This is a genomic window from Rubneribacter badeniensis, assembly GCF_002899695.1.
Taxonomy (GTDB): domain Bacteria; phylum Actinomycetota; class Coriobacteriia; order Coriobacteriales; family Eggerthellaceae; genus Rubneribacter; species Rubneribacter badeniensis.
Genome location: NZ_PPEL01000003.1, coordinates 92,988 through 117,930, shown reverse-complemented (window position 1 = coordinate 117,930; position 24,943 = coordinate 92,988). Strand labels below are relative to the sequence as shown.

Sequence of the window (24,943 nt, the reverse complement as noted above, 5' to 3'; positions counted from 1 at the left end):
CTCTCCCGGTTAAACGTAAAGGATGAATTTCTTTTCCAGCTTCTTGAATACGAATAGTCCGACGCCGAACGTTACGACGGCAAACAGAGCACAAAGACCGAACTCCGTTACCACTCCTAGGTCGGACGGCAGAGGGATGCCCGTGACCATCTGCCGGAAGCAGGAGACGAAGTGGTACATGGGGTTGAACTGCACGAGGAGATACACCCAATCGAGGCCGTTGCTCGCGAGGGCATCGTAGGGCCAGAAGATGGGCGTGAAATAGAACCAGACGGTGGTGAGCACGCCCCAGAGGTGCATGACGTCCCGGAAGAACACGGATAACGCTGCAACGAGGTAGCCCACTCCCAAAGTGAAGATGATGAGGAGGATAACCAAGAACGGTATGAAGAGGGCTTTCCAGCTGGGCGCCATGCCGAAAAAGGCCAGCACAGCCCCGACGGCGATGAGTGAGAAGCAGAAGTTAACGACTGCAAACACCACTTTTTCGGTAGGAAAGATGATCTTTTGAACATGGACTTTTTTGATAAGGGGCGCCGCTTCGATGATGGAGCTCATGGCACCGGTCGCACCGTCTTGAAATACGGCGAACAGCGTCTGTCCTAATATCAGATACACGGCGAAGGGGTACATGTCAAACTGAAAACGAAAGATATTCGTGAAAATGAGCGTCATCACGATCATCATGAGCAGAGGGTTCAGCATGCTCCACACGACGCCCAATATAGAGCGTCGGTAGCGTAGCTTGAAATCTTTGGAAACCAAGTTGAACAGCAGGTAAAGACTGTTATGATTTTGTTTGCCTGAGTTGTTTTTTCGCAAATTCGCGGAGTGCGACATAAACCGTCCTTCTGGTCTTCTTGTTTCAGATGGGGCGCTTGCGATCCCTTTTCCTATCGTAATTCCAAGTCTATCATGATACGTGTTTTTTCTCGCTTGGGTGCTGCTTTTCGCATGCGGGCGCTGTTTTCTTGCGGTTTTCTCCATGGGTCGATTGGCAAGTCGATTCGTGAGCTCTGATTTTCCCTTGAACTGAGCCGGACATGTCCGATGCCAGAGAATTCTTTTCTGAAAGGCGGGCCCATGAGGCTTATCTGTGAGGGGCGCACCATACGGGAGGCGACAACGTAGGCGTTTCGTTCCTTTTCTGGTGGTAAACGCGACTAGGCGTGCGAGATGGATGCGGTGCTCGGGCTCTCTGTGATCGCAAACGCCCTCTCGCCTCCCTATTGTTCTCGCCACTTCTCGTGTGGTGGCCGCGCTCTTTTCTCGAGGATACGAATGTGGGGAGAGGGATGCGCATGAGGTGGAGGGCGCTCGTCGCACCCTCCAGGACCAGGCTCTTCGAAAAAGGTCGGCGCTTCGGCTTCCAGGTGGACACGAATTAAGCAGGATGGCGTGCGGCATCGCATATCCATGAGGTTGCGTCTGTGACTGCCAGAGGAAGGTCCTCTGGCTCGCTGCGAAGCGAGGGACCGGAGGACGCCATGATCCGCATCAGGATCGACGTTGCCAAGAGAGAGGCCGTGTTGCCGTCGCGGTCAGCGAGGGTGGAAGCGCCGCCGCCGAATCGTTCGGGCTCGGCGACGTGTCGGGCGACTTCGCGAAAATGCTGAAGGGGCTACGCAGGGCCGGTGCGGCCCCGGAGAACAGCTTGGTCGGAAGAAGGCCGTGAGCTCTGCTGGGTGGCCCTGTCCGGCTTTCTGGACTCGCATGTTCATGGGGTCGCGGTGATCAACCCCATCCAGGCCGATGCCTTCCGCGACGTCTGGACATGGAGTCGTGCGTCAACGCGCGCCCTTTTGTCTTGCGCCGCTTTTCAAGGTCCTGCCAAAAAGCACTGAGCTCCACCCTGGTTACCGATGGCAGGTCTCCCTTTCCCCTCACTTCTCGTCCTTCTCCACGAACACGCCCTCCTGCTTGAACACGGTGGCGAACGTCTTGAAGAACACCTTCGCGTCCAGCGCAAACGACACGTTGCGCACGTAGAACACGTCGAGCGCCAGCCGATCGTGCCACGGCAGCGAGTTGCGGCCGTACACGGCGGCGTAGCCGGTGATGCCGGGCTTCACCGTGAGCTTGAGGCTCTCGTCGCCTTGGTACAGCTCCGTCTCGCGGCGCAGGTCGGGGCGCGGGCCCACCACGCTCATGTCCCCTTTGAGCACGTTGAGGAACTGGGGCATCTCGTCGAGCGACGTCTTGCGCATGAACGCTCCCACGCGCGTCATGCGCGGGTCGTCGGCGCCGTTGTAGGTGGAGCCGTCCTCCATCACGAGGTCGGGGGCGTTCACGCGCATCGAGCGCAGCTTGTACATCTTGAAGTCGCGCCCGTCCTTGCCCACGCGCGGCGCGTTGTAGAACACGGGCCCCTTGTCCTCGAAGTGGATGAACGGCGCCAGCACGGCGATGATCAGCAGCACGATCGGCAGCGCCACGATGCCGACGATCAGGTCGCAAACCCGCTTTCCAAACCGCTCGTACATCAGCTCGCGCCCTTCGCCTCGAGTGCGGCGTACGCGCGTCCGAGCGACGCTGCGACGCGGTCGACGTCGTCGTCGGAGAGCAGCGTGTGCAAAGGCAGCGTGATCTCGTTTTCGAACTGGGCCAGCGCGTTCGGGAAATCCTCGATGCAAAATCCGAGGTCGCGATAGGCCGAAAGCAGCGGCAAGGGCTTGTAATGGACGTTCGTCGCGATGCCGTCCTCGGCCATGCGCTCGATGAGGCCGTCGCGAAACGCCCTGCTTTTGTCGAGCAGCCTCACGAGCATGAGATGCCCGCTGGAAGCGAAGCCCTCTCCGTAGTGGCGAAGGACGTCCAGCTCGATCCCGAGGGATTCGAGCGCGTGCTCGTAGCGCTCGACGAGCACGCGGCGCCGTGCGAGGAGCTCGGGGTAGCGGTGCAGCTGCGCGAGCCCCAGCGCCGCTTGCACGTCGGTCATGTTGCACTTCCAGCCGGGGAAGGCGATGTCGTACTCCCATGCCCCGGCGCGCGTTTTCGAGAGCGCGTCTTTGGTCTGCCCGTGCAGCGACATGAGCATGAGCTGGTCGTACAGCGCATCGGAATCGAACGCGCCCGCGCGCCACGCGAGGGCTCCGCCTTCAGCCGTGGTGAGGTTCTTCACGGCATGGAACGAGAACGCGGTGAAGTCGGCGGCCGTTCCCGACGGCATGCCGCAGCGCACGGCGCCGAGCGAATGCGCCGCGTCGGCCAGCACGACCACGCGGTCGAAGGCGCTCTGCAGATCGGACGCCGGCCTCCACAGGTCGCGCGCGCGGTCGAGGGCGGCGTAGAGCCGGTCGTAGTCGACCATGCGGCCGGCGACATCGACCGGGATGACGGCGCGCGTTCGCTCGGTGACGAGGGAGGGCAGGGCGTCGTAGTCCATCTCGTACGATCCGCGGGCGGTGTCGCACAGCACGGGCGTGGCGCCCACATGGCAGATGACCGAGCAAGAGGCGGTGTAGGTGTAGGCGCTCGTGATCACCTCGTCGCCGGGGCCGACGCCGAGCGCTCGCAGGGCGCATTCGAGGGCGGCCGTCGCCGAAGAGAACGTCGCAACGCGATCCGACGTCGTGAACGCTTCCAGCTCCCGCTCGAACCTCTTCGTTTTCGGGCCGGTGGTGATCCAGCCGCTTTTCAGGGAGTCTACCACCTCGTCGATCTCGGCCTGCGTGATGTCGGGTGGAGAGAATGAAATGCGTCGTTTGTCGGTCACGTGTCGCTCCTCGTGTCGCGTTTCGTCGAAACACCTATTTTGGCGTGCCCGTGTCGATTTGACGAGGGCGTACAGCGGGAATCATAGCAACGTGCGCAGCAAATCCACGATTGCCCGGTACGAATGCGGCTGGTCGAACTCCCTTTCAGCCACCGATCGGGCCTTCGCTCCCATGATCTTCCTCGTCGCCGAGCGGTCTGCCAAGCTGGCGAGGACGTCGGCGAGCGCGCGTGGATCCTCGGCGGGCACGTTGACGCCAAAGCCCTCGGAGTCGACCTTCTCCCGGAACTCGAGGCTCGACCCCGTGTTGACCATTGGCTTGCCGCTGGCGAGGTAGTCTCCGATCTTCGTGACGATGCTCTGGGCGGCGGACTTGACGAGGGAGTTCACGGTGATGTCGGATGCGCACAGGTACGCCGCCATGAGGTCGTAGGAGGCGTATCCGAGGAAGTCGACCGGCGCGCGCAGCTCTTCGGCGAGCCGTTCGAGCCGTTCGCGATCGGGTCCGTCGCCGAGGATCTTGACGCGCACCGAAGCTTTTCTCGGGGAGCTTTCGGGCATGCGCTCGCGTTCGATCAGCGCCGCGGCTTCGATGAGCGTCGCCAGGTCGTAGCTGGCTCCGAGCGTTCCGGCGTAGGTGGCCCACACCTCGCCTTCCGGTTTGACGATCCGGTCTGCGTTTCTTCGGGCCCCCTCGTCGAAGGCGGACACGTCGTTTCCCACGTAGACGGTAACGTGCGGATAGGGACGCTCGCGATCCTTCGCCGGTCGGGCGGCGTACTCGTCGGATGTGCCGACCGCCGCCGAGAGCAGTTGGTAGACGCGTCGGGCGTCGCGTGCGAACGGGTAGAACACCACATCGCTTAGCACGGGAATGTCGACGACCATGCGCATGGCTTCGGGCCACAGGTCGTTGATGTCGGCGACGAACGGCACGCCGTGCGCAGCCGCCGCCTCGGCGCAGACGCGCGCGACGTCGTTCGGCGGGATCTCGGCGTAGATGAGGTCGTACGAGTCGGATTCGCGCTCGAAATGCGCGCGAAGGTTTCTCGCGGCCACGCGATGGCTGCGGATCCGCTGCAGATCGAGGTTCTTCGCATACCCCGGCTCCTCGACGAACACGACCCGGTAGGGAAGGCCGCGATAGCACGCCTTCGAGCAGTCGCGCTGCGCCTTCTCCCAATGCTGGAACGACGAGGTGATGAGGTCGACCTCGAACCCTTCGCGCACGAGCAGCTCGGAGAGGAACCGAAACCGCGTGTATCCTTTCGTCTCGTCGCCCAGCTTCACGCCCATCGTGACGACGGCGATGCGGTGCTTGCCGGTGTATTTCGCTCGGGAGGTTTCCATAACCGAGCATTATAGCAAGTGCGCTGCGGTTTGGCCTCCTCGTTGCGGGCTTTCGGGCGGCTTTCGAGCGGCTTTTGGGCGGGCCTCACCCTCTCAACTGGTCCAACGTCCTTATGACGGCGTCGTAGGCGGCGCGGGCGTCTGGCAGGATGCGCTCGGCTGCGTCCAGGTCGCTCGCGCGCAGCGCGTCGCACAGGCGGCAGGTTTGGTCGTAGAGGCGCCGCAGCGACAGGTTGCCCGCGACGCCTTTGAGCGAGTGGGCGGCGCGGTAGGCGGTCTGCGCGTCCTTGTCGGAAAGCGCCTGCTCAAGCTCTGCAAAATGGGGGTCGTCGAGGAATTTGAGGGCGAGCCGCTCGTAGAGCGCCTCGTTTCCGCAGAAGCGCTCCATGGCCTCGCGGTGGTCGATGCCGCCTTCGCGCAAAAGCTCGGTGCGGTCGGTGTGGTCGAGGGTCATGTCGGTCCCTTCTCGCGCGTTGTCTCGGGCGTGCAAGGGGGACAGTATAGCGGCCGGCTCTTTTTCGAGGGGGCTTCGCCCGGAACCGTCACGTGATCGTGATGTGCGGCCGCGCCGCTTCGCGAGCGTTCGATGGGATTGTTCGATGGGGTTTCGGCGGCGTAACGAATCCGAAACGCGGCGGGGATATAATGGCCTCTCGAAAAGGGATAGGGCGCGCTGCCTGCGAAGCGCGGCGGCGGGATCGGAAGCGAGGCGGGCCATGGCCGCGAACCCGGAAGAGGACTTCGTCCTGAAGACCATCAAGAGCCGCGATGTGCACTTCGTGCGCTTCTGGTTCACCGACGTGCTCGGGCGCATGAAGAGCTTCGCCGTCATCCCGAGCGAGCTGGAGGACGCCTTCGCCGACGGCATGGGCTTCGACGGCAGCTGCATCGAGGGCTTCTGCCGCACGCAGGAATCCGACATGCTGGCGTTTCCCGACGCGTCCACGTTCCAGGTTCTGCCCTGGCGGCCCGAGAGCAACGCGGTGGCGCGCATGTTCTGCAGCCTGCGCACGCCCGACGGACGGCCTTTCGAGGGGGATCCGCGCCAGGTGCTCGCGCGCATGGCGGCGAAGGCGCGCGAGATGGGCTACGTGTTCAACGTAGGCCCCGAGCTCGAGTTCTACTACTTCAAGGACGCGCAGGGCGCAGAAGTGCTCGACCGTGGCGGCTACTTCGACCTCACAAGCCTCGATTACGCCTCCGACCTGCGGCGCGACACGGTGCTCACGCTCGAGAAGATGGGCATTCCCGTGGAGTACTCGCATCACGAGATGGGCCCGTCGCAGCACGAGATCGACCTGCGGTTCACCGACGCGCTGTCCATGGCCGACGCGGTGATGACGTACAAGCTGGTGGTGAAGGAGATCGCGACGCGCCACGGCGTGTACGCCTCGTTCATGCCCAAGCCGCTCTCGGGCGAGCCGGGCAGCAGCATGCACGTGCATCAGAGCTTGTTCGATCTCGACGGAAAGAACGCGTTCTTCGACCCCGCCGACCCGCAGGGCTACCGCCTGTCGAGGACGGCCCGGTGCTACCTTGCCGGACTGCTCAAGTACGCTCCCGAGTTCTGCCTGGTCACGAACCAACACGTGAACTCCTACAAGCGGCTCGTTCCCGGTGGGGAGGCTCCGGTCTACCTGTCGTGGGCGCGCTCGAACCGCTCGACGCTCGTGCGCGTGCCGGGCTACCGTCCCGATTCCGAGGCGGCTTGCCGCCTCGAGGTGCGCAGTCCCGATCCGAGCGCGAACCCCTACCTCGCGTTCGCCGTCATGCTGGCCGCGGGCCTCAAGGGCATCGAGGACGGGCTTGATTTGCAGCCGGCGTGCGAGAACGCAGACCTCTCCTCGCTTGATCGCAGGGATCTGCGCGAGCTGGGCGTCGGGACGCTCCCCGAGAGCCTTGGCGAGGCGGTGGAGCTGTTCGCTTCCTCCGACCTCATGCGCGAGACGCTTGGCGAGCACATCCACGGCTACCTCGTGGCCGCCAAGCGTGCCGAATGGGGCGAGTACCAAAGCTCCGTGTCGCAGTGGGAGCGCGACCGCTACCTCGCGGTGCTCTGAGGTGCGAGGGGAGGAGCCGTGCGGCGCAAACTCGTCATATTCGTGGCCGACAGCCTGGACAACGCGCACAAGTTCCAACAGGTGCTCGCGCACCTCGATGTGGAGGTGGCGGCGGGATCGTCCGCGCACCTTGAAAGGCTGCTCGTCCAGCATCCTTCGTACGACCTCATCGTCTACGAGGCCCGCGGGGACGCGTTCTCGAACATGGGCCGGGTGGAGGCGGCGATCGCCGGGGAGGGCGGCGGGGCGGCGTTGCTCGCGATCGTCGAACGGTCGCGCCTTGACGAGTTTCGCCTCCCCGTCCGGGTGAGAAGCGACTTCGTCGTGCACGGCGCTTCGGCCGAGGAGTGCGCGGCCCGCATCCGGCAGCTTCTGTGGTCGGGCGACGAGGGGGGCTCCCGCGACGTTTTGTGCGTGGAGAACATGGTCGTCAACCTGGCGACCTACCAGGTGACCGTCGGCGGCGAGCCGCTCGACCTCACCTATCTGGAGTACGCGCTTCTGTCCTTTCTGGTCACGCATCCCGGTCGCACCTACTCGCGCGACGCGCTCTTGCGCCAGGTGTGGGGCTTCGACTACTACGGCGGTTCGCGCACGGTGGACGTGCACGTGCGCCGCGTGCGCGCCAAGCTCGGCCCGGAGCTCGCGCAGCACCTGGAAACGGTGCGCGGCGTGGGGTACCTGTGGAGCGCGTGAGGCCGGCGCGGAGGGCTCGCACCTGAGCGTGTCATCGTGCGGCGGGCGTGGTTGCGGTAAGCGCGCGGTCCCGGGATGTCCCGCCCTCCGGGGATTCTCTGTTTCCGGTCGGCCTGGGCGGTGCGGGCGGGGCGGGTTGGACTATACTGGGCCACCCGAGACCTTGCGACCGAAGGACACGTCATGCCGAAGAAGATCGCCGTCATCGACGGCAACTCGCTCATGCACCGCGCCTACCACGCCGTTCCGCAGACGATGAACGCCCCCGACGGCACGCCCACCAACGCCGTGTTCGGCTTTCTGGCCATGCTGCTGAAGTTCATCGACATGGCCAGCCCCGACGCCATCATCTGCGCGTTCGACGCGGGACGCCCCGCGTTTCGCATGCGCGCGCTCGAGCAGTACAAGGCGCAGCGCCCGCCCATGGACGACGATCTCAAGGTGCAGTTCCCCATCATCGAGGAGCTGCTTTCGGCCATGGCCGTGCCCGTCGTGCGCGTGAAGGGCTGGGAGGGCGACGACATCCTGGGCACCATCGCCGCGCGCGACGAGGCGCTCGGCTTCGAGACGCTGCTCGTGACGGGCGACAAGGACGCCTACCAGCTGGCCACGGACAAAACGCGCATCGTCACCACGAAGAAGGGCATCACCGACGTGGCCATCTACGGTCCGGCCGAGGTGGAGGAGCGCTACGGCGTGCGCCCCGACCAGTTCATCGACTTTCTGGGCCTCAAAGGCGACTCCTCCGACAACATCCCCGGCGTGCCCGGCATCGGCGACAAGACGGCGGCCAAGCTCTTGCAGTCCTACGGCAACCTCGAGGGCATCTACGAGCATGTCGACGACCTCAAAGGCAAGCAGAAGGAGAAGATCGTCGAGAACAAGGACATGGCGTATCTGAGCCGCGAGGTGGCCACCATCGTGCGCGATCTCGATTTTCCGCTCGATCTAAAGGGGTGCAGCTTCCCGTCGTTCGATCCGGAGGCCGTGACCGAGGCGTTCAAGAAGGTGCGGTTCAACGCCCATCTCAACCGCGTGCTCAAGCTCGTGGGCAAAGAGCTCGAACGCAAGGCTGCTCCGCTTTCGGTCGAGCCCGTCGTCACGGGGGCGCGGGCTGTCGAACTGGTGGATGCCGCCATCGCGCGCGGCGAGTCGCTGGGGGTGGCGTTCGTGGAGCCCGAACAGGTGTCGCTGTTCAACGCGGGGCTGCACTGCGCCGTGTCCACGAGCGAGGGGACCGCGCTGTTCGAGGACGACGAGGGCCTGGCCGCGTTCTCGCGCGTCGTGAAGGGCGCTCCGTTCTCCGCGCTCGATGTGAAGCAGGCGCTTCACCGCGTCTATCCGGCCGACACTTCCGAGCGCGCCCTTGTGGACGACGCCGACCTCATGGGCATGCGCGCGTTCGACCTGGGGCTGGCCGGCTACGTGCTGAATTCGTCGGTGTCGGAGTACTCCTTCGACGCGCTGCTCGACGCCTACTGCGGGGGCGTTTTGCCCGAGGCGAAGGACGAAGCGGCCGCGGCCTCCTTCCAGGCCGCTGCGGCGCGCCAGCTCGTGGGGCCGCTTACGGAGGCGCTTGAGCGCGACGGCAGCGCGCGCCCGTACTTCGACATCGACCTGCCGCTCGTGGCCGTGCTCGCCATCGTGGAGCGCACGGGTGCCGCGGTGGACTGCGACCGTTTGGCCGAGCTGGGCGCATCCACGCAGGCCGAGCTCGACGAACTGAGCGCTCGCATATTCGACATGGCGGGGGAGGAGTTCAACCTCGATTCCCCCAAGCAGCTCTCGCGCATTCTGTTCGAGGTGCTGGGCCTGAAGCCCCTCAAGAAGAACCAGCGCGGCTACTCCACCGACGCGGCCGTGCTCAAGGAGCTCTCGCATGAGCACGACCTGCCCGCGCTCGTGCTGCGCTACCGCGAGCTTGCCAAGATCAAGTCCACCTACATCGATGCCCTGCCGCGCATGCGCGCCGGCGACGGGCGCGTGCACACGTGCTTCAACGAGACGGTCACGACGACCGGCCGCTTGTCCTCGTCGGACCCGAACCTGCAGAACATCCCCGTGCGTACGGAGTTCGGCCGCCAGATCCGCGAGTCGTTCGTGCCGCTCGCGCCGGGCGAGCTGTTCGTGTCGGCCGACTACTCGCAGATCGAGCTGAGGCTGCTCGCGCACCTCTCCGGCGACGAGCACCTTGTGGCCGCCTTCTGCTCGGGCGCCGACTTCCACGCCTCCACGGCGAGCCGCGTGTTCGACTTGCCCGTGGAGGAGGTCACGCCTGAGCTGCGCAGCCGCGCGAAGGCTGTGAACTTCGGCATCGTGTACGGTCAGCAGGCGTTCGGTCTCTCGCAAAGCCTCGGCATCCCGTTCGGCGAAGCCAAGGAGATGATCGATCGCTACTTCGAGGCGTACCCCGGCGTGCGCGCTTACCTCGACGACACCGTCGCGAAGGCCAAGGAGCAGGGGTTCGCCGAGACGATGTTCGGTCGCAAGCGCCACATCCCCGAGCTCAAAGCCGGAAACGCGAACCAACGCGGCTTCGGCGAGCGCACGGCTATGAACCACCCCATGCAAGGAAGCGCCGCCGACATCATCAAGCTCGCGATGGGCGAGGTTCAGCGCCGGCTGATGGCCGAAGGGCTGCGCGCGAAGCTGCTTTTGCAGGTGCACGACGAGCTGGATTTCAGCGTGCCCGAAGACGAGCTCGAGGTTGTGAGCGCGCTTGCGAAGGAAGTCATGGAGGGCGTGGTGAAGCTGCGCGTGCCGCTCGTGGCGGACGTGTCCGCAGGAGCCACCTGGGCCGAAGCGCACTAGGATCCCGGCTGTCCGGCGTCCCCCTGCCGCGCCCCTGCCGCGCTTACGTTCCCGTCGCGCGCATTGTCGCCCCGAAGACACGGTTTTCGCCCGCAAACCGTGTCTTCGGGGCGACAATGCCGCCCGCAAGGCGGCGCAACGGCGGTCGCGATTCGCAAAGCGCGTTCGCGGTCTTTCTGCGACTTTGCAGGACCTGTGATGCCGGAAAAAATCATGCCATGCTGCCGTGCGTGACCGGAAAGATCTGCTATCATGCAAACGTTGCGCTCAAAAGGGCGCGCGTAGGAAGAGTGCGATGATACGCGGAGATTGTGCATACGTTCATATTGACTTGCTACGATCACGCTGCTAAGCTATCGCCTTGCGTTTATTTCATTCAAGGAGACACTCATGTACGCAATCGTTAAGACGGGCGGCAAACAGTACAAGGTCGCCCCAGGAGACAGGCTGAACGTGGAGAAGCTTGATGCCGAGGTGGGCGCCAAGGTCGACCTCGAGGCCATCTGCGTCGTCGACGGCGCGAAGGTCGAGGCCGATCCGGCGAAGGCCGCTGCCACGAAGGTCACGGCCATCGTGCTCGAGCAGTTCAAGGGCGAGAAGCAGCTCGTCTTCAAGTTCAAGAAGCGCAAGAACTACAAGAAGCTGCGCGGTCACCGCCAGCGTCTCACACGCATCGAGATCGAGTCCGTGGGCTCGGCGAAGGCCGACAAGCCCGTCGCCAAGAAGGCCGCCGAGAAGCCCGCGTCCGAAGACGCCGAGTAAGCAGAAGGAGGGAACATCATGGCTCACAAGAAAGGTCTTGGATCCACCCGAAACGGCCGCGATTCCCGCGCGCAGCGCCTCGGCGTGAAGATGTTTGCCGGTCAGACGGTCAAGACGGGCAACGTCATCGTTCGCCAGCGCGGCACGAAGTTTCATCCGGGCGACAACGTCGGCCGCGGCAAGGACGACACGCTATTCGCGCTGTGCGACGGCACGCTCGAGTTCACGCGCGGCGTGAAGCGCAGGGTTCACGTGCGTCCCGAGGCGTAAGAACCGCTTCTTTCGCATCAACCACACCTTGTTTGTTTTTGCATGCCCTCTGTCTTTCAGAGGGCATGTTTCGTATACAATCGAAAGAGCGCGTCGCGCATCCCACATCGTGCCGTGAAGCCGGGCGTGAAGACGACTTGCACACTTCGCGCGTGCGACGCAAGAGGGCCTTCCGATGCGAAGGCCGGTTCCAGGATAGAGGTGGCCCCAGGTGTTCATCGACAAAGTGCGCATCCATGTGAAGGGCGGCGACGGCGGTGCGGGTTGCATGTCGTTTCGCCGCGAGGCCCATGTGCCGAAGGGCGGGCCGGACGGCGGCGACGGCGGGCACGGCGGCAACGTGGTGCTCGAAGCCGACGCGAGCCTGTCCTCGCTCATCGAGTACCGCTTCAAGCACCATTTCAAAGCCGAGCGCGGCACGCACGGCAAAGGCAGCCGCATGCACGGCGCGACGGGGGAGGACCTCGTGCTCAAGGTGCCGGTGGGCACCGTGGTGCGCGAGTACTTCGAGGATACGCGGGAGACGGGCGAGCTCATCGCCGACCTCACGCACGACGGCGAGCGCGTCGTCGTGGCCGAGGGGGGCACGGGCGGCCGCGGCAACATCCATTTCGTCACCTCGACGCGCCGCGCGCCCGCGTTCGCGGAGCTCGGCGAGCCGGCTCAGGAGGGCTGGATCGAGCTCGAGATGAAGCTCATGGCCGACGCGGCGCTCGTGGGCATGCCGAGCGCGGGCAAGTCGTCGCTCATCGCGAAGATGAGCGCCGCGCGCCCGAAGATCGCCGACTACCCGTTCACGACGCTCGTGCCGAACCTCGGCGTGGCGCGCTCGGGCGATCTGTCCTTCGTCGTGGCTGACATCCCCGGCCTCATCGAAGGCGCCCACGAGGGGCGCGGCCTGGGGCACGAGTTCTTGCGCCACATCGAGCGCACGGCGCTCATCGTGCACGTAGTGGATCTGACCGGCGACTGGGAGGGGCGCGACCCGCTTTCCGACTACGAGATCATCAACCGCGAGCTTGCGCTTTACGCCGACGAGCTGGCGGCGCGCCCGCGCATCGTGGTGGCGAACAAGACCGACGTGGCGGGCACCGAGGAGGCGTGCGAGCGTTTGGCGAAGCGCGTGCGGGAGGACTCCGTCGCGGCCGCCGACGGCGACGAGTTCGCCCCGAGCCCCGTCGATCCGAAGCTCTACCGCGTGAGCGCGCTCACCGGCGAGGGCGTCGACGGCCTCAAGGCGGCCATCGCGCGCAAGGTGAACGAGCTGCGCGAGGCGGCGCGCGAGGCGGCGGCGACCGAAGTGCAGTACGGGCAGGTGTGGGAGCACCGGCGGGCCGAGCGCGACAAGCGCTTCTCCGTGACGCCGCTCGGCGGCGGCGTGTTCCGCGTGACGGGCCCTCAGGTGGAGCGCATGGTCGTGCAGACCGACTGGGAGAACGAGGAGGCCATCGCCTTTCTGCAGCACCGGCTCAAGCGGCTCGGCGTGGAGGCGGCGCTTGAACGCGCCGGGGCGGTGGACGGCGACGAGATCCGCATCGTGGGCCGCGCGTTCGAGTTCGAATCGGCGCGGACGTCGGAGGACGCGTTCAGGGAGCTCGACCTGTGATGGGCGCTGGGAAGGGCGCGCGCGGCGCGCGGCGAGGGGGCGGTCGGAGGCTCGTCGTGAAGATCGGATCTTCGACGCTCACGACCTCGGAGAGCAAGATAGACTACGCCTACCTCGAACGGCTGGCAGACCAGATCGCGCGGGCGAGGGAGGAGGGCTGGCATCCCGTCGTGGTGACGTCGGCGGCCATCGCCTGCGGATTGGAGAGGCTCGGCATCGAGAAGCGCCCGCACGACATGCCGAGCCTCCAGGCGGCGGCGTCGGTGGGCCAAAGCGCTCTCTCGACCGCGTACGCCGAGGCATTCGCCCAGCGCGGCATCGTGACGTCGACGGTGCTGCTGACGCGGCGGGACACGGCCGACCGCCGCGCCTACCTGCACGCGCGCGACACGTTCGACCGGCTGCTCGATCTGGGCGTGGTCCCCATCGTGAACGAGAACGACACCGTGTCGGTGGAGCAGATCCGCTTCGGCGACAACGACACGCTCGCGGCGCTCGTGGCGTGCCTCATCGAAGCCGATCTCGTGGTCATCCTGTCGGACATCGACGGGCTGTACGACGCGAACCCGGCCGTCCACCCCGAAGCGCGGCTCATCAGGCGCGTGGAGGCCGTCGGTCCGGAGATCATGGCCGCGGCGGGCGGCGCGGGCAGCACGGTCGGTTCGGGCGGCATGGCCACGAAGATCAAGGCCGCGCGCGTGCTCATGGTGGCGGGCATCCCGCTTGTGGTGTGCCATGGCCGTCGCGAGGGCGCCATCGTGGACGCGGCGCGGGGCGAAGAGGTGGGCACGCGTTTCGTCGCGGCCTCGCGGCCCCACGAGATCACGCCGAAGAAGCTGTGGATAGCGCTCGGCGACGCCGCGCGCGGGGCGCTTTCGGTGGACGAGGGGGCGAAGGCCGCGCTCGTCGCGCACGGCAGCTCGCTTCTGCCCGTAGGCGTGCGCGCGGTGGAAGGCCGCTTCGAGTCGGGCGACATCGTGGACATCAAGGACGGTTCGGGGTATCTGTTCGCCCGCGGACGTGCGGCGTTCTCGAGCGACGAGGCCGCGCTCGCCATCGGGCGCACGCGCGCGCAGCTGCAGGCGAACCGGCTGTTGTCGAGCTTGGCGGAGAAGCCGCTTGTCCATCGCGACGAACTGGTGGTGTTCGAGTAGCGCCCTTCGGTGGGTTGCCGGGTGGTGAAAGCCGGCTGCGCGCGGCGCGTCTGCGCATCTCGCCCCTCGCCGATGCGGGAGGGCTCTGCGGTTGGTTTCGCGCTTCGCGCGAATGCGAAAGGATGTGGTTGCATGGTCGAAGAGACGGCTTGGGAAGAGGCGCGGCGCGTCGCCGGCGCGGCGCGTGCGGCCAGTGCGGCGCTCGCGCAGAAAAGCGCGGCCGAGCGCGCCGCGGCGCTTGCCGCGATGGCGGTGGCGCTGCGTGCGCAGACGGGCGCCATCGTGGAGGCGAACGAGCGCGACATGGAGGCGGCGCGCGCGGCGGGCACGAAGGAGAGCCTGCTCGACCGCCTGATGCTCGATGCGGGGCGCGTGGACGCCATGGCGGCGGCGCTGGAGGACTTGATCGCGCTGCCCGACCCGCTGGGGCGGGTGCAGGAGGAGCGCGTGCTGAAGAGCGGCATCGAGCTTCAGCGCGTGAGCGTGCCGCTCGGCGTGGTGGCCGTGGTGTACGAGGCGCGGCCGAACGTGACCGCGGACGCGGCGGGCATCTGCCTGAAGTCCGGCAACGCGGCCGTGCTGCGCGGCGGCAGCTTGGCGGCGCACTCGAACGCCCTCATCGCAGCCGTGCTGCACGACGCGGCTGTGGCCGCGGGCATGCCGGCGGGCTGCATCGGCGCCATCGAGTCCACCGACCGCGCCGCCACCGACGCGCTCATGCAGCTGCACGGGGTGGTGGACGTGCTGATCCCGCGCGGCGGCGCAGGGCTCATTCGCCACTGCGTGGAGCATTCGAAGGTGCCGGTCATCGAGACGGGCACGGGCAACTGCCATGTGTATGTGCACGAGAGCGCCGACGCGGAGAAGGCGCGCGCCATCGTGCTGAACGCGAAGTGCCGCCGCTACGGCGTGTGCAACGCGGCCGAGACGCTTCTGGTGGATTCGTCGGCCGCCGACGCGCTTCTGCCTCCCATCCTCTCGGCGCTGGCCGAGCGAGGCGTGCTTTTGCATTGCGATGCGCAGGCGGCGGCGCTCGCGCGCGAGGCGGGGCTTGAGGCGGGAGGGCAGTTCGTCGCCGCCGACGAGGATGACTGGGCCACGGAGTATCTGGCTCCCGAGATCGCGGTGAGGTGCGTGGAGGGCGTCGATGCGGCCATCGACCACGTCAACCGCTACGGCACGCATCATTCGGAGGCCATCGTGGCCGAGAACGCGGCGGCGTGCGAGCGCTTCCTCGCGCGCGTGGACGCGGCGGCCGTGTACGCGAACGCCTCGACGGCGTTCACCGACGGCGGGCAGTTCGGGCTGGGCGCCGAGATCGGCATCTCCACCCAGAAGCTGCACGCGCGCGGCCCCTTCGCACTTGACGCGCTCATCTCGTACAAGTACGTTTTGCGCGGAACGGGCCAGGTGAGGGCGTAAGTGGCGGCGATCTGCGAGCGCTTCGACGACCTGGGCGCGGACGGGCGTCCGGCGCGGCTCGGCATCATGGGCGGCACGTTCGACCCCATCCACATCGGTCACCTCGCATGCGCCGAGCAAGCGCGCGAGGCGTTCGAGTTGGCTGCGGTCGTGTTCATCCCGGCGGGCAACCCCGTGTTCAAGAAGGACCGCGCCGTGACGCCGGCGGCCGACCGCCTCGAGATGTGCCGCCTCGCCACGCGCAGCAACCCCGCGTTCGACGTGAGCGCCATCGAGATCGAGCGCGGCGGCGACACCTACACGGTTGACACGCTGCGCCAGCTGCGCGCCCACTACCCCGACAACGTGGAGCTGCGCTTCATCACAGGCGCCGACGCAGTGGCGAGCATCGTGGCCTGGCGCGAGAGCGCGGCCATCGCCGACTTGGCGCGCCTCATCGCGGTCACCCGGCCCGGATACGCGCTCTCGGACGAGCGGCGCGCCCTCATCGAAGGGCGCGGCAACTTCGCCGTCGACTACCTCGAAATCACCTCGCTCGCCGTCTCGTCGAGCGACCTGCGCCGCCGCGTGGCGGCGGGCGCGTCGATCAGGTATTTGACGATGCAGCGCGTCTTCGATTATATTCGGGAGAAGCGCTTGTACCGAGACGACGGGGAAGGAGGGCCTCGATGACGCAGACCGATGCGCTTTCAGAGGAGTTCTTTGCAGCGCGCGAGCGCGACCTGGCCGAAAGGCTCAAGCCGCGGCGCTTCGACCACGTGCTCAGCGTATCGGACACGGCGGCCGCGCTCGCCGAGGCGTACGGCGCCGACGTGCGCAAGGCGCGGCTCGCGGGCCTTCTGCACGATTGGGACAAGGAGCACTCCGACGACGAGATCCGCCAGCGCGCCCGCGACCTGGGCGTGGACGTGGATCCGCTCGTGCTCGAGACGATGCCGCGGCTTTTGCACGGCCCGACGGCCGCCGCGGCGCTCGGACGGGAGTTTCCGTGCATCCCCGCCGACGTGCTGCAGGCGATCGAGCGGCACACCGCGGCGGCGACGGGCATGAGCGATTTGGACATGATCGTCTACGTCGCCGACGCGATCGAGCCCAAGCGCGCGTTCGGCGGGCTGGACGAGCTGCGCTCGGCGGCGGGGAAGGTGCCGCTCGAGGAGCTTTTCCTGATGACGTTCGAGCATATCCTGCTGACGCTCGTGAAGCGTCGAAAGCGCCTTCATCCGGCGACGGTGGAGGTGTGGAACCACTACGTGGCCCGACTGCGCACGGCGGCGGGCGAGAAAGGAGCAGCGTGAGCGAGACGACGATCGAGCCGACTTCGCGAGAGTGCGCCCTCATCGCGGCGCGTGCGGCGGATGGGAAGAAGGCCACCGACATCATGGTGCAGGAGGTGCGCGACCTCATCGGCGTGACGGACTACTTCGTTATCGCCACGGCGGCGAACAGCCGCCAGGTGGAGGCCATCGTGGACGAGATCGAAGAGGCCGAGCGCGAGCAGGCGCGCATGAAGCCGCTCCATCGCGAGGGCACGCAGGACGGCACGTGGTCGCTGCTCGATTACGGCAGCTTCGTCGTGCACGTGTTCCAGCCCGAGACGCGCGAGTACTATCGCCTGGAGGCGCTGTGGAACGACGCGCCGGTGGTGGATCTGGCCGCCGAGGCGGGGCTTGACGAGATCGAGTACTCCGACCGCATCGCGAAGCTGCTCGGCCGCGCTTAGGCGGGCTTCGGGGCGTCTCTCGCGGATCGGGTCTGCCGTCTTGCCGGACGAGGCGCTCTTTCTCCCCGGTTTCTCGCGTCGATGACGCCTTCACGTCGTCGCGTCGGCGCTGGGGCGAATCTGCCGCTCGACCGCTTGCACACGATGGGGGGCGGGCCTGCATCGCTGTTCGGAATCCTCGGCTGGTCGGTTTTGCGCGAGGACGGGCGCGCGTCGCACGGGATTCGTCAGGTTGCCATCGAATCCCGTTCGTTCGAGGGGCGCTGCCTCCGGCCTTCTTGGCGGCGGTCTGCTCCTGCGTTTGCCGGGGCGCTGCGGGCTGCGCGAGATGCCTGCACGCGCGCGGGCCGGAGGCTGGCGGTTCGGCGAGGCAGAGCGCCCGCGAGCGACAGCCGGAGGATGCACGGCTCCGACGGGCTTCCCGAGACGGGGCGATCGACGGTGCGACGTTAGGAAAGGCCGTCTGATGCCGGAAGCCCGTAGGCGGCCTCGGCCTGGGTCGCGGCGCGGACGAGGGCCTTCTGCATGGCCTCGGTGGCCAACACGGCGACCATGTCGTAGTCGGCCTCCACCTCGCCTGAGGCGAACGTGAACACCGTGTCGCCGTCCCCCGAGGTGTGCACGGGCTTGATGACGCGCGCGTACGCGTCATGGACGACGGATGATGCCTTCGTGGCCTGGGCTTTCGTGAGGCATGCGTTCGTGAGGACGAGGCCGATGGTCGTGTTGGCGCACGGGCCGGCCGCAGGGCTTTGCGGGGCGGCCGCGTCAGCGAAGGCGGCGAGCGGATCCATGACGCGTCCGTCTTTGCCGCGGCAGCCCGCAATCCAGGCGCCGTCCTCGCCGCGCACGTTGCCGAGGGCGTTCAGCGCGACCATGGCCACGCATGCGAGCGCGCCGATGCGCAGCCCGCACAGGCCGAACCCCGCCTTCATGGCGTGCTCCTTGCCGAGGAGCTTGCCTACGCTGGCGCCGCAGCCCGCGCCCACGTTGCCTTCGGCGAGCGGCTCGGAGGCGTCGCGTTCGAACGCCGTGCGCGCAGCCGCGCGCCCCATCGCGGCGTCGGGATGCGCGTTCTCGCCCACGAGCAGGTCGAAAAGGCAGGCCCCCACAACGATGGGCACGCGCGCGCTCTCGACGGGAAACCCGATGCCGCGCGCGGCCAGCTCGTCCATGACGCCGGTGCTCGCGGCCAGTCCGAAGGCGCTTCCGCCCGAGAGGACGACGGCGTGCACGGCCTCGATCATGTTCTCGGGCTTGAGCAGGTCCGTCTCGCGGGTGGCCGGACCGCCGCCGCGCACGGCGACGCCGCAGACGGCCCCCTCGGGCGCGATGGCGACCGTGCATCCCGTTGCGGTGCGCAGGTCGTGGGCGTGCCCGCAGCGGAAGGCGGGCAGATCGGCGAGCGTGGCGGGTTGGAACATGGGGCGTCCTTTCTCGGAGGGGCTTCCGGCGTCCATTGTACACCTCCGCTCTTTTCGAGCCACCCGCGAGCGAGGGCGCGGACGAAGGCGGGGGCTGTCGGGCACGGGCGCGGAGAAACGGGGCCTCGCGCGATCTTGCCGCCTCGTCCGATCGGCGTCGCGGTCGACCGCATGTCGCGCTGCCTGTCCCTCGCCTTGGGAAAGACGAACCGATGTCGGCTTGCGGCGCTGCGACGGGGGTGGTACAGTGAAGCCCCTTTTCGGGTCGTCGTGCACCTCTCCTCAAGATAGGAGTGGTTCGCATGCCCGATTTCCTCGCCAAGGCCGCCTGCCGCGGCCGTCGGCCCCAGCACCTTGCCGCACGCCGGATATTCCCCCGTCCCGACCTCATCGCGAAGCTGTTGCGCGAGCGGCATGTGGCGCGCTTCGTCGTGGCTCCCGACGGGTACGGGAAGACGGCCCTCGCGTTGGAGTACGCCGACACCGTGTATCGCTTCGAGCACGTGGCCTGGCTCGACGGGAGAAGCCCCTGCTTTTTGCGTGATCTCGACCGCGGCATCGTGGCTGAGGCGCTTCTCGAAGCCGATCGCGAGCCGCTCCTCGTCGTGATCGAGGACGTGCCGCCGCTCGATCCCGCGCGGGTGGACGCGCTCTCTTCCGACATGGACCGTCTGCTCGAACGCGGTTGCGAGGTGCTCGTCACCTGCTCGCCCGCATGCGATGCGTTCGCGCGGCACCGCGACCGCGTCCGGCTTTCCGCTGAGGATCTGCTGCTCAGCGATGCTGAGATCGACGGGCCGCGCACGGCCGCCGAGCGCGCGGCGCGCCCCGCTGCGGACATCGCTCGGGCCGAGCGCGTCGCGGGGATCGCCTGGGCCTCCTCCGAGGGGCCGGGGTTTCTCGAAGGGGCGCTGCGCGAGGAGCTTCCGAGCGATGTGCTGCTGTCGATGTTCGCGATGGCCGTCCTCGAGAACGGCTCCTTCTCCGACGTGGCGGCGTTCGGCCCGTTCGGCGACGACCAGGCCGAGCTTTTCTCCGAGCACTACCCGCACCTCGGCGTCGACCTTCGGCGAGGGCGGTTCTCCTGCGCGCGGTTCTCCGTCGAGGAGGTGGCCTCCGCGTTCTCTCCGAGGCTCGGGGCGCTCGCGAAGCGCTCTCCGTTCTCGGGCCGCGACGCGCTCGCGTCTCGCGCGGCCGACGCGCTCGCGGCCCGCGGGAGGTTCGGGCGCGCATGCGGCGCGGTGCGGACGCTCGCCTCGCGCGAGGCCTGCGCGGCATGGCTCGCCGACCGCGGAAGAGAGCTGCTTGGGGCGTGCTGCCTCGTGGAGGCGTGCGAGGCGTACCGGGCGCTCGGCGGCGAGGCGGTCGGTCGCAGCGCCAGGCTCGAGGCGGACGAGGCGTGCCGCCGCGCCCTTTTGGGCGACCGTCGCGCGGCGTGCTCCTCTGCCCGCCGCGTGGCGGGCGACCCCGCTGCCGATCCGGGCGAGCGCGCCGTCGCGGCGCTCGTGCTCTCCTCATGCGCCGACGGAGTAGAGCGCCGCCGCGCGCGGGATCTCGTCGCGGCGTTCGCGCGGATGTCCGAAGGAGGGGAGGACGGCCCGTCCCATCCGTGGGCGGCGTCCGTCTCGGTTCGGGCGGCCCTCGATCTTTCGTCTGCGCAGGGAGCCGAAGCGTGGCTTTCTTGGTACGACAGCGGTGTGCGCGGGCCGGCGATTGCCCAGGCTGCGGCCTGGGTTCTGCGCAGCGCGTCGGAGTCGCCCTCCGCAAACGGGGTCGCCTCGGATCCGCTCGCCGCAGGGTCTGCGTCCGCTCCGGTCGCGTCTCCCGCAGTCGAGCGCGTGGCCTCGATCGTCCGTGCGCGCATCTCGTGTTCGGAGGAGCCCCTCGGCCTGTTCGACGCTGCGGCGGGCTCCTCGTTCGAGCGCGCCTGCGAGCGCGGCGTCGTGGCGCAGCCCGCGCTCGACGCGCGCTCTGCTCACGCCGTGCGCTCGATGGAGATGGAGCTGTATCGCCAGCGCGCGCTCTTCGAGCGCCAGGAGCGCGAGCGCGCGAGGCGGCGGCGCTCGTTCGCGGCGACGCATCCCGACGCGTTCAGGCGCGACCTCGCCGTGGATTCCCCTGCGTCCCCTTCCGAGCCGCTGCTCACCGTCAACCTGTTCGGAGGCCTCGAGGTGCGCATCGGCGACGAGCCCGTCGACGTGCGGCTGCTTCGCCGTCAGAAGGTCAAGACCCTGCTCGCGCTGCTCGTGCTCAACCGCGGCAAGGAGTTCTCGCGCGACAAGCTCGTCAGCTTGATGTGGCCCGACAGCAACCTCGAGGCCGCGCGCAAGAACCTCTACGGCATCTGGTCGATGCTGCGCCGCGCGCTCACCACCCCCGAGGGGTCGTGCCCCTACCTCATCCGCCAGCAGAACGGCCTCAGGCTCGACGCGCGCCTTCTGTCCACGGACGTGACGCAGCTCGAGGAGGTGTGTCGCAGCCTCTTGTTCGAGCCGCCGAGCTTCGGCGGGTGGACGCACGTGTGCTCGCAGGTGGACGAGCGGTTCTCCGAAGACCTGCTTCCGAGCGACGACGACAACGAGGCCATCGCCGCTTTGCGGACGGACTACCGCAGCCGCCTCGTCGACGCGCTCGTGAGCGCCTCCACCCGCCTCGTCGACGCGGGGTCGGCGCAGGAGGGGTTGTGGTTCGCCCGCGCCGCGCTCCAGCGCGACCACACGCGCGAGGACGCCTACACCGCGCTCATGGGAGCTCAGATCGCCGCCGGACAGCGCACGGCGGCGCTCGAGACGTACTTCTCCTGCCGCCGGTTCCTCGCCGACGGGCTGGGGATCGACCCTTCGCTCGAGACGATGCGCCTCTACCACAGCATCATCGAGACGGAGGCTGCCTTCGAGTGACGTGCGCATCCGGGGCCCCGCGCCCTCGGGCGCGCAAGAAGGGGGATCGGTTCCGTGCGCGGGGTCTCCCTTCGTCCCTGCCGCCGCGCCGTCGCGAACGGCGCGGCGGTGCGTCCCCTATGGATTTTCCCCAGATGCGCGGCGCGTTATGCTAGAGTGGCACATGCTGTATATTCTACCGTTGATAAGCGCGTATGCGCTTTGGCCGCAAGAAGGATGGCACGTACATGGCAGGTTTCCTCTCCAAACTCCTCACGCTCGGCGAGGGCAAGCAGATGAAGGGCTATCAGGCCGTCGTGGACAAGGTCAACGGCCTGGAGCCTGAGATGCAGGCGAAAGGCGACGACGAGCTGCGTGCGCTCACGGCGGCGCTGCGCGAGCGGGCCGCGGGTGGCGAGGATCTCAAGGCCATCCTGCCCGAGGCGTTCGCGGCCGTGCGCGAGGCGTCGGTGCGCACGTTGGGCCTGCGCCACTTCGACGTGCAGCTCATCGGCGGCATGGCTCTGAACGACGGGCAGATCGCCGAGATGAAGACCGGCGAGGGCAAGACGCTCGTGTCCACGCTTGCGGGCTATCTGAACGCGCTGTCCGGAAACAACGTGCACATCGTCACCGTGAACGACTACCTCGCCCGCCGCGACAGCGAGTGGATGGGGCGCATCTACCGCTTCCTCGGCATGGAGGTGGGCCTCATTCAGAACGGCATGCGCCCCGACAAGCGGGTGCCCGCCTACAAGGCCGACGTCACCTACGGCACGAACAGCGAGTTCGGCTTCGACTACCTGCGCGACAACATGGTGACGCGCGCGGCGTCGCGCGTGCAGCGCGGACATCACTTCGCCATCGTCGACGAGGTGGACTCCATCCTCATCGACGAGGCGCGCACGCCGCTCATCATCTCGGGCGCGGGCACGCAGGCGGCCGAGACGTACAACAAGTTCGCCCGCGTCATGGTAGGGCTTCGCGAGGGCGAGGACTTCGACATGGACGAGGCGAAGAAGACCATCAACGCCACCGAGAGCGGCCTTGAGAAGATCGAGGCGATGCTCGGCATCGACGACATCTACGCCGATCCGTCAGGGCAGCTGGCGAACCACCTGCAGCAGGCCCTGAAGGCGCAGTTTCTGTTCCATCGCGACGTGGACTACGTGGTGGCGAACGGCGAGGTGAAGATCGTCGACGAGTTCACCGGCCGCATCATGGAGGGGCGTCGTTGGTCCGAGGGCCTGCACCAAGCCGTCGAGGCCAAGGAGCGCGTGCTCGTGCGCGAGGAGAACCAAACGCTCGCCACCATCACGTTGCAGAACTACTTCCGCCTCTACGAGAAGCTCTCCGGCATGACCGGCACGGCCATGACCGAGGACGCGGAGTTCCGCCAGATCTACAAGCTGCCGGTCGTGGCCATCCCGCCGAACCGCCCGGTGGCCCGCAAGGACGAGGACGACCTCATCTACCGCACGGTGGAGGCGAAGTTCAACGCCGTGGCCGACGACGTGGCCGAGCGCAACGCGAAGGGCCAGCCCTGCCTCATCGGCACGGTGTCCATCGAAAGCTCCGAGAAGCTCTCGCGTCTGCTCGACAAGCGCGGCATCAAGCACGAGACTTTGAACGCGAAGAACCACGAGCGCGAGGCGCACATCATCGCGCAGGCTGGTCGCGTGGGCGCTGTGACCATCGCCACGAACATGGCCGGGCGCGGCACCGACATCCTCTTGGGCGGCAACGCCGAGGTGCTCGCCGACGACGCGCTGCGCGCGCGCGGCCTCGACCCCGACCGCGATCCGGCTGCCGTTCCCGCCGAAGGCGAGGAGGACGCCACGCCCGCTCCCACCGACGAGCAGCGCGCCGAGGCCCTTGCCGAGGCGAAGCGCGTGTGCGCCGAGGAGCACGACCGCGTCATCGAGGCGGGCGGTCTTGCCGTCATCGGCACCGAGCGTCACGAGAGCCGCCGCATCGACAACCAGCTGCGCGGCCGCGCCGGCCGCCAGGGCGATCCCGGCGTGACGCAGTTCTACCTGTCGCTCGAAGACGACCTCATGCGCCTGTTCGGCGGCAATCGCATGGACTCCATCGCCCGCATGATGGAGAAGACCGACATGCCCGAGGACATGCCCATCCAGGCCGGCATGGTGTCGAAGGCCATCGAAGGCGCGCAGCGCCAGGTGGAGAGCATGCACTTCGCCGCCCGCAAAAACGTGCTCGAGTACGACGACGTGATGAACCTGCAGCGCGCGGCCATCTACGCCGAGCGCAACGCCATCTTGGACGGCAAGGACATGGAGGGGCGCATCCCCGAGATCGTCCGCGACGCCGTGGGCGCCGTCGTCGAGGAGAACTGCCCGGCGAAGGCTCCGAGCGACGACTGGGACGTGAAGGCCGTCGAAACGTGGGTGTCCACCATGACGGGCAGCTCCGACTTCTCGGTGGCCGAGGTCGATCACGACGACGATCCGGCGCTTTTGGAAGAGGCCATCGCCGAGCACCTCGAGCAGGTGCACGCCGAGAAGGCCGGACAGCTGGGGGAGCAGACGATGCGCATGCTCGAGAGCCAGGTGATGCTGCGCATCATCGACACGCGCTGGATGGCGCACCTCCAGGAGATGGACTACCTGAAAGCGGGTATCGGCCTGCGCGCGTTCGGCCAGCGCGACCCGCTCGTCGAGTACAAGAACGAGGCCTACAACGCCTTCCAGAACCTCACAGCCGGCATGTACGAGGACTACCTGCGCACGCTCTTGCGCCTGCAGGTGGCTGCGAAGCCGGAGCAGCCGGCGCTCGCCGAAGAGAAGAGCCCGCTCGACGGCAAGGTGAGCTACTCCTCGCCCGAGCAGGCGCTCGAGCAGACGGGCGTCGCCGCTGCGCGTCAACGGGCCCAGGCGGCCGGCGCGCGGGCGCAGGGCGCTCCCGCCGCGCCGCCTAAACCGGCGCCGGCGAAGCCCCAGACCTACGTGAAGGACAAGGACGACCCCTTCGCGAACGTGGGCCGCAACGATCCGTGCCCGTGCGGCAGCGGCCTCAAGTACAAGAAATGTCATGGACGGGATCAGTAGGAC

General features: G+C 67.3%; 19 protein-coding genes. 13 read left to right on the top strand and 6 right to left on the bottom strand.

The features are described 5' to 3' along the window. Positions 1–9 precede the first annotated feature (9 nt). The 5 genes from C2L80_RS01715 to C2L80_RS01695 form a co-directional block, all read right to left on the bottom strand. Entirely contained in the window at positions 10–840 is an 831-nt protein-coding gene (locus tag C2L80_RS01715; RefSeq protein ID WP_103262499.1) for an ABC transporter permease, read from the bottom strand. A gap of 1,043 nt (positions 841–1,883) precedes the next feature. After that, positions 1,884–2,483, bottom strand: coding sequence for a sugar transferase (locus tag C2L80_RS01710; protein WP_103262498.1), 600 nt, complete (start codon positions 2,481–2,483; stop codon positions 1,884–1,886). Next, positions 2,483–3,715: a DegT/DnrJ/EryC1/StrS family aminotransferase gene (locus tag C2L80_RS01705; RefSeq protein ID WP_103262497.1), complete on the bottom strand. Its 1,233-nt coding sequence runs from the start codon at positions 3,713–3,715 to the stop codon at positions 2,483–2,485. The genes C2L80_RS01710 and C2L80_RS01705 overlap by 1 nt, the downstream gene beginning before the upstream one ends. 81 nt (positions 3,716–3,796) lie before the next feature. Further along, the gene (locus C2L80_RS01700; RefSeq protein ID WP_224758928.1) at positions 3,797–5,065 is read right to left on the bottom strand and encodes a glycosyltransferase family 4 protein; all 1,269 of its coding nucleotides are present in this window, start codon (positions 5,063–5,065) and stop codon (positions 3,797–3,799) included. Between the two features lie 85 nt (positions 5,066–5,150). Next, positions 5,151–5,519 carry an Hpt domain-containing protein gene (locus C2L80_RS01695; protein ID WP_103262496.1) on the bottom strand — a complete coding sequence of 123 codons (369 nt, stop codon included), beginning with the start codon at positions 5,517–5,519 and terminating at the stop codon, positions 5,151–5,153. 262 nt (positions 5,520–5,781) lie between these two features. On the opposite strand from C2L80_RS01695, the gene C2L80_RS01690 reads away from it, so the two are divergent. From C2L80_RS01690 to rsfS, 11 genes are all read left to right on the top strand, one after another. Next, positions 5,782–7,125 carry a glutamine synthetase family protein gene (locus C2L80_RS01690; protein ID WP_087193666.1) on the top strand — a complete coding sequence of 448 codons (1,344 nt, stop codon included), beginning with the start codon at positions 5,782–5,784 and terminating at the stop codon, positions 7,123–7,125. Positions 7,126–7,143: 18 nt separating this feature from the next. Then, the gene (locus C2L80_RS01685) at positions 7,144–7,821 is read left to right on the top strand and encodes a winged helix-turn-helix domain-containing protein (protein WP_087193665.1); all 678 of its coding nucleotides are present in this window, start codon (positions 7,144–7,146) and stop codon (positions 7,819–7,821) included. Positions 7,822–8,004: 183 nt separating this feature from the next. Further along, a complete protein-coding gene (polA, locus tag C2L80_RS01680) occupies positions 8,005–10,632 on the top strand; it encodes a DNA polymerase I (protein WP_103262495.1) in 2,628 nt (875 codons plus the stop codon). Positions 10,633–11,022: 390 nt separating this feature from the next. After that, positions 11,023–11,394: a 50S ribosomal protein L21 gene (gene rplU / locus C2L80_RS01675; protein ID WP_087193663.1), complete on the top strand. Its 372-nt coding sequence runs from the start codon at positions 11,023–11,025 to the stop codon at positions 11,392–11,394. Positions 11,395–11,412: 18 nt separating this feature from the next. Beyond that, complete coding sequence (gene rpmA / locus C2L80_RS01670) at positions 11,413–11,664, top strand: 50S ribosomal protein L27 (RefSeq protein WP_087193662.1); 252 nt, start codon at positions 11,413–11,415, stop codon at positions 11,662–11,664. 211 nt (positions 11,665–11,875) lie between these two features. After that, entirely contained in the window at positions 11,876–13,270 is a 1,395-nt protein-coding gene (gene obgE / locus C2L80_RS01665; protein ID WP_087196313.1) for a GTPase ObgE, read from the top strand. Further along, positions 13,270–14,424, top strand: coding sequence for a glutamate 5-kinase (gene proB / locus C2L80_RS01660; RefSeq protein WP_092197233.1), 1,155 nt, complete (start codon positions 13,270–13,272; stop codon positions 14,422–14,424). The genes obgE and proB overlap by 1 nt, the downstream gene beginning before the upstream one ends. A 132-nt stretch (positions 14,425–14,556) precedes the next feature. Next, a complete protein-coding gene (locus C2L80_RS01655; protein WP_103262494.1) occupies positions 14,557–15,846 on the top strand; it encodes a glutamate-5-semialdehyde dehydrogenase in 1,290 nt (429 codons plus the stop codon). Further along, positions 15,847–16,518, top strand: a complete 672-nt coding sequence (gene nadD, locus C2L80_RS01650; protein WP_087193658.1) for a nicotinate-nucleotide adenylyltransferase — start codon at positions 15,847–15,849, stop codon at positions 16,516–16,518. Continuing rightward, positions 16,515–17,141, top strand: coding sequence for a bis(5'-nucleosyl)-tetraphosphatase (symmetrical) YqeK (gene yqeK, locus C2L80_RS01645; RefSeq protein WP_087193657.1), 627 nt, complete (start codon positions 16,515–16,517; stop codon positions 17,139–17,141). Before nadD ends, yqeK begins: the two co-directional genes overlap by 4 nt. Continuing rightward, positions 17,138–17,566: a ribosome silencing factor gene (rsfS, locus tag C2L80_RS01640; RefSeq protein ID WP_087196322.1), complete on the top strand. Its 429-nt coding sequence runs from the start codon at positions 17,138–17,140 to the stop codon at positions 17,564–17,566. The genes yqeK and rsfS overlap by 4 nt, the downstream gene beginning before the upstream one ends. A gap of 449 nt (positions 17,567–18,015) precedes the next feature. Here rsfS and C2L80_RS01635 read toward each other — a convergent pair whose 3' ends face one another. After that, on the bottom strand, positions 18,016–18,990 hold the full coding sequence (locus tag C2L80_RS01635; RefSeq protein WP_103262493.1) for a P1 family peptidase: 975 nt from the start codon (positions 18,988–18,990) through the stop codon (positions 18,016–18,018). A 302-nt stretch (positions 18,991–19,292) separates the two neighbouring features. Between C2L80_RS01635 and C2L80_RS01630 the strand changes: the two genes are divergently transcribed. Both C2L80_RS01630 and secA read left to right on the top strand, forming a co-directional pair. Then, the gene (locus tag C2L80_RS01630; protein WP_103262492.1) at positions 19,293–21,890 is read left to right on the top strand and encodes an ATP-binding protein; all 2,598 of its coding nucleotides are present in this window, start codon (positions 19,293–19,295) and stop codon (positions 21,888–21,890) included. A 227-nt stretch (positions 21,891–22,117) separates the two neighbouring features. Beyond that, on the top strand, positions 22,118–24,940 hold the full coding sequence (gene secA / locus C2L80_RS01625; protein ID WP_087196327.1) for a preprotein translocase subunit SecA: 2,823 nt from the start codon (positions 22,118–22,120) through the stop codon (positions 24,938–24,940). Positions 24,941–24,943 lie beyond the last annotated feature (3 nt).

What these genes read in the sequence shown, in the direction of transcription:
- C2L80_RS01715 (WP_103262499.1), bottom strand. Translation starts at nt 840, where the DNA reads ATGTCGCACTCCGCGAATTTGCGAAAAAACAACTCAGGCAAACAAAAT.
- C2L80_RS01710 (WP_103262498.1), bottom strand. Translation starts at nt 2,483, where the DNA reads ATGTACGAGCGGTTTGGAAAGCGGGTTTGCGACCTGATCGTCGGCATC.
- C2L80_RS01700 (WP_224758928.1), bottom strand. Translation starts at nt 5,065, where the DNA reads ATGGAAACCTCCCGAGCGAAATACACCGGCAAGCACCGCATCGCCGTC.
- C2L80_RS01695 (WP_103262496.1), bottom strand. Translation starts at nt 5,519, where the DNA reads ATGACCCTCGACCACACCGACCGCACCGAGCTTTTGCGCGAAGGCGGC.
- C2L80_RS01690 (WP_087193666.1), top strand. Translation starts at nt 5,782, where the DNA reads ATGGCCGCGAACCCGGAAGAGGACTTCGTCCTGAAGACCATCAAGAGC.
- polA (WP_103262495.1), top strand. Translation starts at nt 8,005, where the DNA reads ATGCCGAAGAAGATCGCCGTCATCGACGGCAACTCGCTCATGCACCGC.
- rplU (WP_087193663.1), top strand. Translation starts at nt 11,023, where the DNA reads ATGTACGCAATCGTTAAGACGGGCGGCAAACAGTACAAGGTCGCCCCA.
- rpmA (WP_087193662.1), top strand. Translation starts at nt 11,413, where the DNA reads ATGGCTCACAAGAAAGGTCTTGGATCCACCCGAAACGGCCGCGATTCC.
- proB (WP_092197233.1), top strand. Translation starts at nt 13,270, where the DNA reads ATGGGCGCTGGGAAGGGCGCGCGCGGCGCGCGGCGAGGGGGCGGTCGG.
- C2L80_RS01655 (WP_103262494.1), top strand. Translation starts at nt 14,557, where the DNA reads ATGGTCGAAGAGACGGCTTGGGAAGAGGCGCGGCGCGTCGCCGGCGCG.
- yqeK (WP_087193657.1), top strand. Translation starts at nt 16,515, where the DNA reads ATGACGCAGACCGATGCGCTTTCAGAGGAGTTCTTTGCAGCGCGCGAG.
- C2L80_RS01635 (WP_103262493.1), bottom strand. Translation starts at nt 18,990, where the DNA reads ATGTTCCAACCCGCCACGCTCGCCGATCTGCCCGCCTTCCGCTGCGGG.
- C2L80_RS01630 (WP_103262492.1), top strand. Translation starts at nt 19,293, where the DNA reads ATGCCCGATTTCCTCGCCAAGGCCGCCTGCCGCGGCCGTCGGCCCCAG.
- secA (WP_087196327.1), top strand. Translation starts at nt 22,118, where the DNA reads ATGGCAGGTTTCCTCTCCAAACTCCTCACGCTCGGCGAGGGCAAGCAG.